We start from the raw sequence: 13,514 nt of genomic DNA on the forward strand, positions 1-13,514 counted from the left end.
ATGGAAGACACTGCTTATCGTATCATTATTATGGCGCAGGCCGATCAGGCATTGCATCATATTGTTCTGCATGTAAAGCAATCTTTTTCCAATGAAACTGCCAAGTCTGTTTATCAAGAGATTAAGGATAGAATTCTTTTATTAGCGGATAATCCTTATATGGGCATGATTCCAAGACATACTGTTTTACGTAATAAAAACTACCGTATGTTGATTATTAATAAAAATATTATTCTATATCGTGTCTTTGATGATAAAAACGAAGTGCGCATATATAATATATTTAGTCAACGGCAAGATTATTTACAACTTCTGCAAGGATTGTAGATGTTTAGTTGTTTTGAGTCCTATTAATGCTTTTGCTGATTATCAGAGGGATACGTTTGATATACAACGCTCTCTTAATGAGCAGATACATTCTCAGTTAAAGGTTCCGGCTGAAGTCCTTAGAACGAAGAATGATAAAGATTATAGTTTTACATTAATGATAAGAACGGATTCTCAAGGACGTATTACTTCTGTTGAGTTAGATTCAAATGAGAATATATCTAATGATGAGATATATTCAAAATTAGTACAGTCTGCAAAAGATACAGTTTGGAATATAGGGTATATTGATGTTAAAGAAGATCTTGTTATTTATGTTCCTTTTCATTTTATAATATCCTCTAAGGACGATGTAAATTGACAGCCTCTAGAATTCAGACTATACTATAAGTACAAAAGAGCCAGTTAACGTGTTCTAGGCGTTAGGCTCATCAAAGAATGTTGAATTTGATAAACCTAACGTGTCTAAGTATTGCAGTACTTAGTCTTAAACGTTAGGTTTATCTTATTTTGTAACTATTTACTAGTTACTTTTTAAGAATTAACACTACGAGGGTAGCGAATAAAATCATTAATGATAATGCTTCGTATACAGTCATAATGTCACCTCCCTCGAAAAGACGGAGATGAACCTAACTCACGTTAATGGCTCTTTCGTTATTAGTATATAGCGGATTTTGAATATTGAAAAATACGAATTAATTTCGTACAACTTTTACACGAATAAAAGGGAGACTTTATCAAGAGTCTCCCTTTGTTAGTTTTAAATAGACTAATATTTATTAATAGATTTTTATTACTGTCGTTCCTTAATTACAGTATGTTTCGTTCTTCAAAGACCGCTTTCACCGTGAACAGTGCGTTCAGCACGCGTGGAAATCCCGCATAGGGGATGCAGTGGGTACAGACCTCTACGATTTGCTCGGGCGCAATACCGACATTGAGTGCCGCATTGGTGTGTACTTTCAGCTGTGCCTCGCAACCGCCCAGCGTTAATAGGGATGCGAGCGTAATCAGTTCCCGTTCCTTGAAATCCAGGTTGGGGCGCGTGTAGATGTCGCCGAACAGCTCGACCAATAAATCGGCTATGGCCGGTGAAATCTCTTGAATTGTGTTATACACCTCCTCGCCGTGCAGCCCGTCAATTTGTTTCAATGTGTTCATACCGATGTTAAAACGTGTTTCTTTCATAATTATTACCTCCGTCTAGACGTATGATATATGCTCGAGTATACTTGAGGTCAAGGTGGTGAAAGTATGAAAATCGGTGAATTTTCAAAATTGGTAGGGCTGTCTATTTCTACATTGCGATATTATGAGGATCAAGGGTTCCTTCACATCAAGCGGCAGAACGGCATTCGCAATTACCATGCGGAGGATGTGGGGTTTGTGCAGTTTATTAAACGCTTGAAAGACATGGGAATGCCGCTTGCGAATATCAAGCGGTATGCGGATTTAAGGTATGCCGGATCTCATACGGTTCATGAAAGAATGACACTGTTACAAGACCACTATCGGTTTATTGAGGCCGAAATCAAACGATTGGAAGGCTATAAGAATAATCTAGAAGATAAGTTAGAGTTGTATGAAACTTTAATAAAGAGAAATGAGATTGATTAGGTTTTTTATTGTAGATGGTATATAGCACTTGTATCAATGTGGAGGTAGGTACCTCCTATTAATCATAATTTGACGATATATGGTATTCAACCTATAATATGAGTAGATAGCCGAGCGAGTAGAGACGTCAGGCTCATCTCAAAAAACTGAAAAAATCAGGAAATGGCCTTTTCGTTTTATCTAGCTACGAGCTGTAACGAAGGGCTATTTGCTTTTTGTAAAGCAAATAAGGGCAATAAGTGAGCCGAAAGAAATGAGAATTGTCAAAATATCTATGACAATTGATAAAATTTCAAAATCACTCATAGTTTCACCCCCTTCTAAAAAGAAGAGAGGCCCAACCTCGTCGGCTACACTATTATTATAATGCGAACTAATATGCGATACAATAAGCATTGATTAATAGAGATATAACTATTTTATAGAGTAGTTATAATGTTTTAGTGGAATAAAGTTTTATATGGTATAATACTTTCATTATGTAGTGAGAAAAGGAGATCTAAATGGCAAATTTACCTAACTGCCCTAAGTGCGGCGATGAGTACACATACGAAGATGGTCATATGTTTATCTGCCCTATGTGCGGCAATGAATGGACAGCGGCTGACGCGCAAGCTGCAGCTGAAGCAGGTATCATTCGCGATGCTAACGGCAACGAGCTAGCTGATGGCGATACAGTTGTTGTTGTAAAAGACCTCAAAGTAAAAGGCGCTGGCGTATTGAAACAAGGTACGCGCGTAAAAAATATTCGCCTCATCACTGGTGCTAGTGATGGCCATGATATCGATTGCAAAATCGATGGTTTCGGTGCAATGGCATTGAAATCTGAAATGGTTAAAAAAATCTAATATAAGGAATCCCTACCGATATATTCGGTAGGGATTTTTTCATATCATAAATGGTATAATCAACGTATACTGCGTGTAGCGTGAGAGTATTTAGTCGAGAGGAAACTATGTTAAAACGTGTTGTGTTACTAGCCTTATTGGCGTCTACGATGGGAATTGTTAGTTCTTTGGCGGCTGATTTAAAGCCTACAGATAAGCGTACCTATGAATTACAGCAACAAATCTCTTATAATGTCATCATTCCTAGTGAGGCTTTCAAAACGAGTGCTGACGGTACCTTGATTGTGCCCGTAGAAATAAAAACAGACGATAAAGGAAATATTGTAGCCGTTGAAGCGGGGCCTAATAATTGGAAATTAGATCGAGAGGCTTACCCCATCTTTGAAGAGGCTGCCAAAGAGGCGGCTTGGAATACAAAGCATGTGGATACAGAGGAAGAGTTGGTGATAACCATTCCAGTTAGTATTGTTATGCTATCCGGTGATAAGCCTAAGAAAAAATAAAGGAGCACTTATGGAATCTACAAAAGATTTAGAGAAATACACTTACGACCTACTGGCGGAGCGTGGCGTTACGGTAGAGGATATTGCAGAGCTCGTTTTATACGTTCAAAAACCGTATATGCCGAATTTAAAGATTGAAGAGTGTCGTGAGCATGTGGCATCCGTGCTTTCAAAACGAGAGGTACACAATGCGATAATTACGGGCATTGAGCTCGACAAGTTAACAGAACAAAATAAATTGTCTCAGCCTTTGCAACGCATCGTGGCTAATGATGAAAGCCTCTATGGTATCGATGAGATTCTAGCCTTTTCCATCGTTAATCTGTATGGCTCTATTGGCTTTACGAACTATGGCTATTTAGATAAGGTAAAGCCAGGTATTATTAAGAAGCTAGATAGTGAAGAGGGCGGTCACTGTAATACATTCCTCGATGATCTTGTAGGTGCCGTGGCGGCCGCTGCAGCAGGAAAGCTAGCTCATAATGAGCCACACCGCGTACGTCATGCGTTAGCTGAGGAAAAAGAATAAATTTCTAGTATTGATGTCATTGAGTATAAAGAGTATAACTAGTATAGTGAATAAATAATTTATTACTAGTAGGTTATATACAGGAGGAACTATGCAAAAGGTTCTAGTTGTTATTGATATGCAAAAAGATTTCGTAGATGGCGCTCTTGGTTCAGCGCAAGCACAGATGATTGTAGAAAATGTGCGCAAAAAAATTGAGAACTTTGACGGGCCTATCATATTTACACGCGATACGCATGATACTAATTATCTTGAAAGCCAAGAGGGCAAGTTTTTACCTGTGACACATTGTGTGAAGAATACAGAGGGCTGGCATATTGTGAAAGGTTTAATCGAAGCAGCAGAAGGGCGTCCTATCATGAGCCCTGTATCCTTTATCGATAAGCCAAATTTCGGATCCTTTGAATTATTATCCCGTTTGGAAGGCATGAACTCGGTAAATCCTATTGAGTCTATTACGCTCGTTGGTTTATGTACTGATATTTGCGTTGTTTCTAATGCGATTATACTGAAAGCAGGATTGCCAGAAATCCCTGTTTACGTAGATTCTAGCTGCTGTGCAGGCGTCACAGAAGAGTCTCACCAAGCGGCGTTAAAAACAATGAAAATGTGCCAATGTATCGTTGAATAATTATCTTGTTATCACTATAGTAGATTGAATTACATCGGTGTATAGTGATTAACATATACTTTGATGCATAGTAAACATATACCATTGAGAATTAGAATTTTATATTGGTAAAAGAACCCAAAGGCTATAGGTAATCCTATAGCCTTTTTCTATGGGCACTTATATTGACGATTTTCTATATAGAGTGTACAATAAATGAATAATGATAATTCATATCAATTAAATAAAATAAAGATGCAGGTGCATCGAAACGCTTTCACAAGAACGATACATAGTATTTAAAATCGTTCATGCCCTAAATTTAAGGAGGACTATTATGAAACCTTTCGAACTCGCACCATTGCCATATGCTTATGATTACCTTGAGCCTGTTATCGACGCAGAAACAATGAAATTGCACCATGATAAGCACCATCAAGCGTATGTTAATAATTTGAACGCTGCTATCGCAAAATATCCTGATCTTGCTTATGGCTGTGTAGACTGCATCCTCGGCGATATCGCTAATGTGCCAGAGGACATCCGTCAAGCAGTTATCAACAACGGTGGCGGTCACAAGAACCACACTATGTTCTGGGAAATTATGACAAAACCAGATACGTCTAAATTGGAAGGCCCTTTGAAAGAGGCTATCGATGCTGAACTTGGTGGCTATGATGCCTTTGTTGAAAGTTTCTCCGCTGCAGCAGCAACACGCTTCGGCTCTGGTTGGGCATGGCTTGTGGTAAACAAAGATGGTAAACTCGAAGTGACATCTACTGCGAACCAAGATAACCCTCTACTAGAAGGTAAAACAGCAATCCTTTGCTTAGACGTTTGGGAACATGCATATTATTTGCACTACCAAAACCGTCGCCCAGATTACATTAAGGAATTCTTCCGCGTTATTAACTGGGATAAGGTTTCTGAAAACTACGAAAAAGCATTGAAACCTCATCATCAATAAGAGGTAGTTTTTAGTATTGGTATATCTATCAAACTAGTTGATCTCAGAAATATATAAATCTCTCATTTTACTAACTCTCTTAAAATACTAAACCTTTCAAAACTAATAAATCTCTCAGAACTTTCATCTCTCTAAAAACTAGATATATATTTTAATAAATAACGGATAGTTGGTTCAAAGCGCTTTGATTGCTTAGGTGACTTTGAATACTCAGCTATCCGTTATTTTTATATGAAATTTTGATATTATTGAAATATCTTTCAAAAGTATAGCCATGGATACAGATTTTATAATCGATATCGTTTATCATAGGGTCATAGGTTATGTTAGATAAACCTTTCACAGTATATATGGCCTTGTATACACAGTGGTACGTATAGAGGGCTACTCACATAAGTAATAAACAATATTTTTGACACGAGGGGATCAAAATGGAAAAGAAATTAGATTTGTCCAAATCCGTATATGATTTGGTAACAGAATATCCTGAAGTAACAGAGATTATGAAAAGCTTAGGGTTCAGTGAAATCACTAATAAAGTGATGTTGAACTCTGTTGGTAAAATCATGACCATCCCGAAAGGGGCTAAAATGAAGGGCGTATCCATGATCGATATCGTGAGCGCATTCATGAAAGCTGGTTTTACCTTGGAAGGTGAAATGCCAAACCTACATGGTGATGATGCATCTGCTAAGGGTGCTCCTGCAGAGGTAGCTACTACTCATACTGAGGCATCTAATGCTAATGACAGTGTAGAAGCTAATGCTACTAAAAATGTAGAAGCTAATGCAGAGGATACTGTTACAGATAGCGAACGTGTAGAACAATTGAAAGGTTTCTTGAAACGGTTAGGTACTGGTGAAGAGCTTGGTGCTGTTCGTGAAGACTTTGCGAGCCAATTCAAACATGTTGAGGCTAGTGAAATTATGAAAGCTGAACAAGGTCTTATGCGTGAAGGTACACCTCTAGAAGAGGTACAACAATTATGTGACCTTCACTCTGCGTTGTTCCATGGTTCCACCATTCATGAACAAATGGATGCAGAACATGCTAAGGTAGAAGCGGTTCTAGAAGCTCAAGAAAAGAGCAAGAGCGTTGTGGGTTTGGTAGAGACTGCAGGTCATCCGTTAAACCGATTAACAGAAGAAAATAAAGCGCTCGATGAGTTGATTGAGGCTATTCGTCCAAAAGTAGCAGACAAAACTGCCACTTATGATGATGTGAATACAGTGCGTCAACTATCTGTTCACTATGCTAAAAAAGGCGATTTATTATATCCAAAATTGAAAGTGGATTATGCAATTGGTGGTCCATCCATGGTTATGTGGACTGTTGATGGCGATATTCGCGACCAATTAGGTGATTTAGCAAAATCTAGCCAAAGTGTAGATGATTGGTATAGACGTTTTGATGAGCTTCTTACACGTGCTCAAGAAATGATCTACAAAGAACAAAATATCTTGTTCCCAATCTGTGCAGAAAACTTCAGCAAAGAAGATTGGTATCAAATTTACAAAGATACAGCGCAGTATGAAGACATCTTTGGGGTAACACGCATTGCTTGGCCAGAAGCTGATGCCGCATTAGCTGCGCAAACTACAAAACCAAGTGGTGATAATAATGCTATCGGTTTAATTGGTGGTACTTTAACTGTAGACCAACTAGATGCTATGCTCAATACAATGCCAATGGAGGTAACCTTCGTTGACCATGAAGATATTAACCGTTACTTCAATGATGGTGAAAAGGTATTCAAACGTCCTACTACAGCAATTGGTCGTGATGTGTACTCCTGCCATCCACCAAAGGTAGAACCGATTGTACGTGGTATTATCGACTCCTTCCGTAAAGGTGACCGCGATAATGTGGCAGTATGGCTTGAAAAACAAGGTCGTCCATTCTATGTAAACTACATGGCTGTACGCGATCAAAACAATAACTATATTGGTACATTAGAACTCGTACAAGACATGCAATTTGCAAAGGAACATTTCGATAGAATTAAATAAAAACTAGTGTAATACTAGTTGTGTGATACAGTGAAACTTTGATACAAAAAGGCTGCTCTAACATTGAATGATGCTAGAGCAGCCTCTTTTATTGTTTTATTTGTAGGAAATGAATTTTTTAATATGATTAATGTAATTCCTGATGAGAGGTACCCATTAAGGGTGTACGTACTTGATAATATTATGGGTAGCAGTCTTGATATTTTCAAGGCTAGTAGCCAAGTTAAGTCGCACAAAGGTGGCGTAGTTTTCGCCGCCAAACCATTCGCCAAAGCTTGGTGCGATACGGCATTTATTTTCGAATAAGTCGTGCATATCTTCAGCTTTAACATAGGCACCAAAATCAATCCATGCTAAATAGGTGCCGTCCATAGGGCTGATGTGGATTTGTGGTAATGCCGTACAAAGCTCTCGGCACAGATATTCATAATTTTCACGTATAACAGCCAGTACATCTGTGAGCCATGCCTCTGCCTCTGGATGTGTGTAGGCTGCAGTGATAGCCGTTTCGGCAATAACGTCGGAGTCCGTATGGTACACATGAGTTTTATAGGCATTGTATTGGTCCCTCAGCTTTTCGTTTGGGATGATAACCTCTGCGTGATGCAAGCTAGCCATATTAAACGATTTTGACAGGGAAGACATAGCAATAATGCTATCCGCATAGGCACCGCTAGCTACTGTTAGAGCCGATGTAAATGATGTTGAACCTGTGATGAGATCCTGATGGATTTCGTCGCTGATGATGAGCACCTTGTGTCGCTCACAAATGCTAAATAACCGATCCATCTCATTTTCTGTCCAGACGTGACCTACAGGATTATGTGGATTGCAGTGAATGAACAATTTAACATCATGCTTGGTAATCACCGTTTCAAAGGCCTCGTAATCTACGGTGTAGCGATTATCGTCACTGCGTTTCATAGGAATAGCGATGATCTGGCGCTGTGCATCGCTAGCGCTCGTATCAAAGGCGCCGTACACAGGACTTAGAACGGCAATGGCATCATTTGGTTTTGTGAAAGCACCGATACACCACATAATGCCTGTAATGACATTTGGAGCGCTGGTGAGCCAGTCTTTAGAAAGTATACATTTGTGGCGCCGCTTATACCAATCTATGACTGCTTCAAGATACTTGGGATTTGTCATGGTATAGCCTAAAGGTTGGGCTTTTACATAGGTACAAATAGCCTCTTGTATGCACTGAGGCGGCATAAAATCCATATCTGCTACCCATAGAGGCAATAGATCTGTGCGATTAAATTTCAAATGCTGACCGTCCCATTTACGGGAGTGCGACCCACGGCGATCGATATAGTATGTTTCAGTAAAGTCTATTGTGCTCATAGTAAACCTCTATATGTGTATGTTAATGTGGTGGAAATTAATTACTCTATCTATTATCAGTATACATGCATGGATATATATGTAAATATACCCTTAAGAATGGCTGTTACAGTATCTTCTGTTTCTATGCAATCCTTGCATGAATAGGGGCTATATTGGTATACAAAAGGTGCTATATTTGCTTGACTGTTGGGACTTTCACAATTTAGAATATACTATAGAATAGTGTGTGTCTGACCAGTGACCACACGTCTATCGAATGGTTACAAAAGATAAATCTTAGCAGCATGTGGCGACATCCCTATGTGAGAGGGCTCATCGGATTGTTCAGGTACATGCAACGCTGTATAAGTATAGTACTGGATCCTTGTTAGGAGGCATGTGCCATGAGTAACGAATTAAAACCACTACATTTTGATGCGGATTATACAATGGAGGAAGCGCTCGCTGAGGCGAAACGTTGTCTAAATTGTCCAAAACCATTGTGCCGTATGGGTTGCCCTATTGAAAACGAAATCCCTCGTTTTATCCAAGCTATTGCGCACGGTAACTTCGGTTTAGCCAACGATATCTTGGCAGAACGTACAAACTTGCCATCCATTTGTGGTCGCGTATGTCCACGCGAAAACCAATGTGAAGGTAACTGTATCATGAATAAGGCGAAAAAACCGCCTATCAATATCGGTAAATTGGAACGCTTTGCTGCTGATTTTGAAAGCATCAATGAACTTCGCAAACCTAAGAAGATTAAACAAGATCTTGGTAAGGTTGCCGTTGTAGGTTCTGGTCCTGCAGGCTTGTCCGTAGCCGGCGATATCGCTAAACTTGGCTACGATGTAACTGTATTCGAAGGTCAATCTGAACCAGGTGGCGTACTTTTATTCGGTATTCCAGAATTCCGCTTATCTAAATCCGTTGTACGTCGTGAAATCGCTCGTCTTGAAGGTTTAGGCGTTAAATTTGTATGTAATACATTTATTGGTCAAGATAAAACATTGGATGAACTCTTTGCAGAAGGCTTTGACTCCATCTTTATCGGTACTGGTACACATATTCCTCAAGAAGTACGCATGGAAAATGATGAAGTGCATGGTGTATTCCAAGCAATGTACTTGTTGACGAATGTACAATTAGTAGAAAATGGCGAGCTTGATGAAGCTCAAATTCCTGTTAAAAAAGGCGACCGTGTTATCATCATCGGCGGTGGTAACGTAGCGATGGATGCGGCACGTACATGCGTACGTTTAGGCTGTGAAGCCGTAACGGTAGCGTACCGTCGTAGCCAAGAACAAATGCCAGCATTGTTGTCTGAATACGAAGAAGCACGTGCCGAAGGCGTTCAATTCCAATGGTTCGCTTCTCCAGTAGGCGTAGAAGGTAAAGACAAGGTAGAAGGCTTCAAATACGAAGTGATGGCTCTTAACGAAGATGGTGCGGGTATCCATGGTACTGGTAACTTCCAAGTTATGCCTGTAGATAAAATTATTATCGCTGCTGGTCACAAACCAAATGCACGTCTTATCGGCGAAGGTAATAACTTGAAAGTAGATGAAAAAGGCTATATCATTACATCTGAAGATCCATATGGTATGACTAATCGCGCTGGCGTCTTTGCTGGCGGTGACGTTGTACATAAACCTGCTACAGTAGTACTCGCTATGCGCGAAGCTAAAAAAGCTGTTGACGGCATGGTTAAATATATGGAAATCAAAAAAGCTCAAGAAAGTGCTAATCAATAATCTTATAGAGATAATTAAAGGGGCCATACTTAGTATAGGCCTCTTTTTACTATAAGGATTTGATTATTATAGTGTTTTAATAGTGTTTTATTATTGGTTTCAGTTTACGGTCAAAGTAGAGGGTCATGTATATATGTACTTATTATGATGTAGGCTAATCCAGTGTGATATTAGAATTCAAATTTGTGTTTTCTGTATAGACAATGTATAGAAATTACGATAAATACTTATAAAACCTGAGCTTATCGATTACAATACTTGTATTTTTAGTCTTAATTATCTCTAGATATACTAAAATTCCACGAATTGATGAAATCGGACATAACTTAATATGCAAAGAAAAAAGCCTCGATAGAACTAATTTATACCTTAGTTTTTATGGAGGCTTTTCTGTTATCGCATTTCAACTGCTACTAGTCACGGCCTTGGGCTAGACGTATAGTAAAGGCATAACCATGTGTTGAGTGTGAAAGTAGATAGAGGTTGCTATGAATCCTATCCTATGTTGTCGTGATATACAGGTTCGACAAGAAGTTCACAAGCTAGGAGTATTAATTTTACTTTGGCGTAGACAATTGGGCATGACACAGTATCAATTAGCAGATAAATCAGGTCTAGCTCAATCTTATATAAGTGATCTTGAAAGTGGTGCTATTGATCCGCGGTGGTCCACAATTTATAGGGTTGTATCTGGATTAGGGCAAATGAGCGTACAAGATTTTCTAAATGGTCCACAAACCATTAGAAGCCTAAGGACTCATTGATAATAATAATCTCCATGGTTTGCATATTACGCATCTTTTTATAGTAAATAGTTAATGCATTACATATACGATCTGGAGAGCCGCAGTCGTAGCATTTTTCGTCCAAGGTAGCACATGGATTGAGAGAGCTCTTTTTATTTTTCTTACTGTTAAGTGGGGCTGCTACATTTCGTGCTCGATAAATGGCAGACGCTAAGTCAGGCGTTATTTTATTAACGCCTAATACAAAGAATACCTCTTGAGAACCAAATAGAGAGGCCGCCACACGATTGCCTGTGCCGTCGATATTCACCATCTCTCCCGTTTGTGAAAGGGCGTTTACCGAGGTGAGAAATACATCGCGTCCCATTGTGCGTAACGCCGTATCGCGAAAGCTTTCACCAGGCAGTGGACGCTGAATGTCTGTTATGTCCTCGTTGACCTCAGATAAAGCATCATGAACACCTATTTCTAATAAAGTGCGAGAATCGCCAATGGCTACACATTTGTTTTGAATGCGATTTTTTAGATACGCAACGGCTTCGGCGCCCGTTTCAAAATAATGAACTACGAATTTATTGCGCTCTAAAGCTTTGATCGTTTTCTCTATATCGATGGGGGTATCGTTGTTTTGAGGATTGATAACTGCGTTAATCGTCGTTTCTGTATTGGCCATGAGTCCTCCTGAATAGGTGTTTGTGATTAGAAGCTAATGTTTCGATTAGTAGTGTTTGCTATTTACTATTGTATCGTTTTATAGGCTTAGAGTTCAATGAAAGCTATATATCTTCCTTGGTATAAGAACAAATAGAGGTGAGGTATTATAATTTATTAGATTAATTATAGGAATAAAATCCAAATTATGTATCTATACAATAAAACTTTGGAATGAAATCCAACTTTGTGGTAATATTAGTATAAAGTTGGAATGGAATCCAAGTTTTGTAGGTAGTCGATATGATGACTGACAATAACAGTAATTGGGTTCCATCTATGAGAAAGTACATAGATGAGGAGGCCCTTATGAAGTTGATTCAGCGCCATGGGTATATAGAGTTTTTACGACGGAATCGTGAACGGTCTATTATTAAAGTCGTTTCTGGCATACGTCGTTGTGGTAAATCGACATTATTTCGTCTGTTTAAGGATGAGCTACTAGCAGAGGGTGTAAAACCGGAACAGATTATATCCATAAATTTTGAGGAGTTAGAATACGAACCTTTACGAGAGTATCATGCGCTGTATCAATATATATTAAATCAAATGCAGCCTAATCAAATGAACTATATTTTTCTTGATGAGATTCAACATGTCGATCAATTTCATCGTGTTGTAGATAGCCTATTTGTAAAAGAGAACACGGATATTTATATTACAGGTTCAAATGCATATTTTATGTCTTCTGATATTGCTACACTATTGACTGGTCGATATGTAGAAATTCAGATGTTACCACTGTCCTTTGCTGAATTTTACTTTAGCAAATATGAAGAACAGCAGTACTCCTTGATTCCTGCCTATGAGGCGTATCTTCGTGAAAGCTCGTTCCCTTATACACAACACTTGGGTGGCGAAGATTTTGATATTCAAGAATATCTTCGGGGGCTCTTTAATACCTTGTTATTACATGATGTAGTAGCTCGATTAAAAATTAATGATGTCATGATTTTACAAGATATTGTGCGATATATTATGGCGAATGTGGGAAGCTTGCTTTCACCAAATAAAATAGCTAAATCTCTTGTTAGTGCTGGCCGAAAGATTGATAATAAAACGGTAGAACGATATTTACAAGGGTTACAGGATAGTTTGTTACTATACAAGGTGAATCGCTATGATGTACGAGGCAAAGAATTACTACGCATTAATGCGAAATATTATAGTGTTGATGTAACCTTGAGAAATTTGATTGTTGGCAATACAAGCCGTGATACAGGTCATATATTAGAAAATATTGTTTTTCTAGAACTCATACGTCGTGGATATACTGTATATGTAGGTCAACTAGCTAAGGGTGAAATTGATTTTGTCGCAGAAAAAGCTGGTATTATTGAATACTATCAGGTTAGTGAAACTGTGCTCGATCCAAATACGTTAAATCGTGAACTGGCGCCTCTAGAGGCTATCAATGATCAATATCCTAAGTTTTTGCTTACCTTAGATGAACTCAATAAAAATGCAAATTATGACGGAATTCAACAACGAAATGTTTTAGAATGGTTGTTAGAGAGCTGTTAACTTGCTATAATAATAGTATTGATATGGCATA

General features: G+C 38.6%; 16 protein-coding genes. 12 read left to right on the top strand and 4 right to left on the bottom strand.

Annotated elements, in window-relative coordinates; translation table 11 throughout:
• Complete coding sequence (locus MOQ65_RS04665; protein WP_257846823.1) at positions 1-327, top strand: type II toxin-antitoxin system RelE/ParE family toxin; 327 nt, start codon at positions 1-3, stop codon at positions 325-327.
• A 13-nt stretch (positions 328-340) separates the two neighbouring features.
• Complete coding sequence (locus tag MOQ65_RS04670; RefSeq protein WP_257846824.1) at positions 341-688, top strand: succinylarginine dihydrolase; 348 nt, start codon at positions 341-343, stop codon at positions 686-688.
• A 166-nt stretch (positions 689-854) separates the two neighbouring features.
• Here the strand turns inward: MOQ65_RS04670 and MOQ65_RS09560 are convergent, their stop codons facing one another.
• Together MOQ65_RS09560 and MOQ65_RS04675 are read right to left on the bottom strand one after the other, a co-directional pair.
• Positions 855-926: a putative holin-like toxin gene (locus tag MOQ65_RS09560; protein ID WP_219565824.1), complete on the bottom strand. Its 72-nt coding sequence runs from the start codon at positions 924-926 to the stop codon at positions 855-857.
• A gap of 214 nt (positions 927-1,140) precedes the next feature.
• Entirely contained in the window at positions 1,141-1,518 is a 378-nt protein-coding gene (locus MOQ65_RS04675; RefSeq protein WP_038141050.1) for a carboxymuconolactone decarboxylase family protein, read from the bottom strand.
• A 66-nt stretch (positions 1,519-1,584) separates the two neighbouring features.
• Between MOQ65_RS04675 and MOQ65_RS04680 the strand changes: the two genes are divergently transcribed.
• The 7 genes from MOQ65_RS04680 to MOQ65_RS04710 all read left to right on the top strand — a co-directional run bounded on the left by MOQ65_RS04680 (position 1,585) and on the right by MOQ65_RS04710 (position 7,413).
• Positions 1,585-1,947, top strand: a complete 363-nt coding sequence (locus MOQ65_RS04680) for a MerR family transcriptional regulator (RefSeq protein ID WP_156719894.1) — start codon at positions 1,585-1,587, stop codon at positions 1,945-1,947.
• Between the two features lie 503 nt (positions 1,948-2,450).
• Entirely contained in the window at positions 2,451-2,795 is a 345-nt protein-coding gene (locus MOQ65_RS04685) for a zinc ribbon domain-containing protein YjdM (RefSeq protein WP_257846825.1), read from the top strand.
• Between the two features lie 107 nt (positions 2,796-2,902).
• Positions 2,903-3,298, top strand: a complete 396-nt coding sequence (locus tag MOQ65_RS04690) for a hypothetical protein (RefSeq protein WP_257846826.1) — start codon at positions 2,903-2,905, stop codon at positions 3,296-3,298.
• Between the two features lie 10 nt (positions 3,299-3,308).
• A complete protein-coding gene (locus tag MOQ65_RS04695; RefSeq protein ID WP_105093711.1) occupies positions 3,309-3,827 on the top strand; it encodes a phosphatidylglycerophosphatase A family protein in 519 nt (172 codons plus the stop codon).
• 91 nt (positions 3,828-3,918) lie between these two features.
• Positions 3,919-4,458 carry a cysteine hydrolase family protein gene (locus MOQ65_RS04700; protein ID WP_257846827.1) on the top strand — a complete coding sequence of 180 codons (540 nt, stop codon included), beginning with the start codon at positions 3,919-3,921 and terminating at the stop codon, positions 4,456-4,458.
• A 316-nt stretch (positions 4,459-4,774) separates the two neighbouring features.
• A complete protein-coding gene (locus MOQ65_RS04705; protein ID WP_257846828.1) occupies positions 4,775-5,404 on the top strand; it encodes a superoxide dismutase in 630 nt (209 codons plus the stop codon).
• A gap of 431 nt (positions 5,405-5,835) precedes the next feature.
• Entirely contained in the window at positions 5,836-7,413 is a 1,578-nt protein-coding gene (locus MOQ65_RS04710) for a DUF438 domain-containing protein (protein ID WP_257846829.1), read from the top strand.
• 156 nt (positions 7,414-7,569) lie between these two features.
• Here the strand turns inward: MOQ65_RS04710 and MOQ65_RS04715 are convergent, their stop codons facing one another.
• Complete coding sequence (locus tag MOQ65_RS04715) at positions 7,570-8,763, bottom strand: MalY/PatB family protein (protein WP_257846830.1); 1,194 nt, start codon at positions 8,761-8,763, stop codon at positions 7,570-7,572.
• A 386-nt stretch (positions 8,764-9,149) separates the two neighbouring features.
• Between MOQ65_RS04715 and MOQ65_RS04720 the strand changes: the two genes are divergently transcribed.
• Together MOQ65_RS04720 and MOQ65_RS04725 are read left to right on the top strand one after the other, a co-directional pair.
• Entirely contained in the window at positions 9,150-10,502 is a 1,353-nt protein-coding gene (locus tag MOQ65_RS04720) for an NAD(P)-dependent oxidoreductase (protein WP_213467350.1), read from the top strand.
• A 488-nt stretch (positions 10,503-10,990) separates the two neighbouring features.
• The gene (locus MOQ65_RS04725; protein WP_257846831.1) at positions 10,991-11,266 is read left to right on the top strand and encodes a helix-turn-helix domain-containing protein; all 276 of its coding nucleotides are present in this window, start codon (positions 10,991-10,993) and stop codon (positions 11,264-11,266) included.
• Here the strand turns inward: MOQ65_RS04725 and MOQ65_RS04730 are convergent.
• Positions 11,244-11,921 (bottom strand): lactate utilization protein, encoded by a 678-nt coding sequence (locus MOQ65_RS04730; RefSeq protein ID WP_129823301.1) that lies wholly within the window; start codon positions 11,919-11,921, stop codon positions 11,244-11,246. The two genes, MOQ65_RS04725 and MOQ65_RS04730, sit on opposite strands and share 23 nt — an antisense overlap.
• A 347-nt stretch (positions 11,922-12,268) precedes the next feature.
• On the opposite strand from MOQ65_RS04730, the gene MOQ65_RS04735 reads away from it, so the two are divergent.
• Positions 12,269-13,483 (top strand): ATP-binding protein, encoded by a 1,215-nt coding sequence (locus MOQ65_RS04735; protein ID WP_257846832.1) that lies wholly within the window; start codon positions 12,269-12,271, stop codon positions 13,481-13,483.
• Positions 13,484-13,514: the final 31 nt, after the last annotated feature.

Source organism: Veillonella faecalis, from assembly GCF_024677885.1.
GTDB lineage: Bacteria > Bacillota > Negativicutes > Veillonellales > Veillonellaceae > Veillonella > Veillonella nakazawae.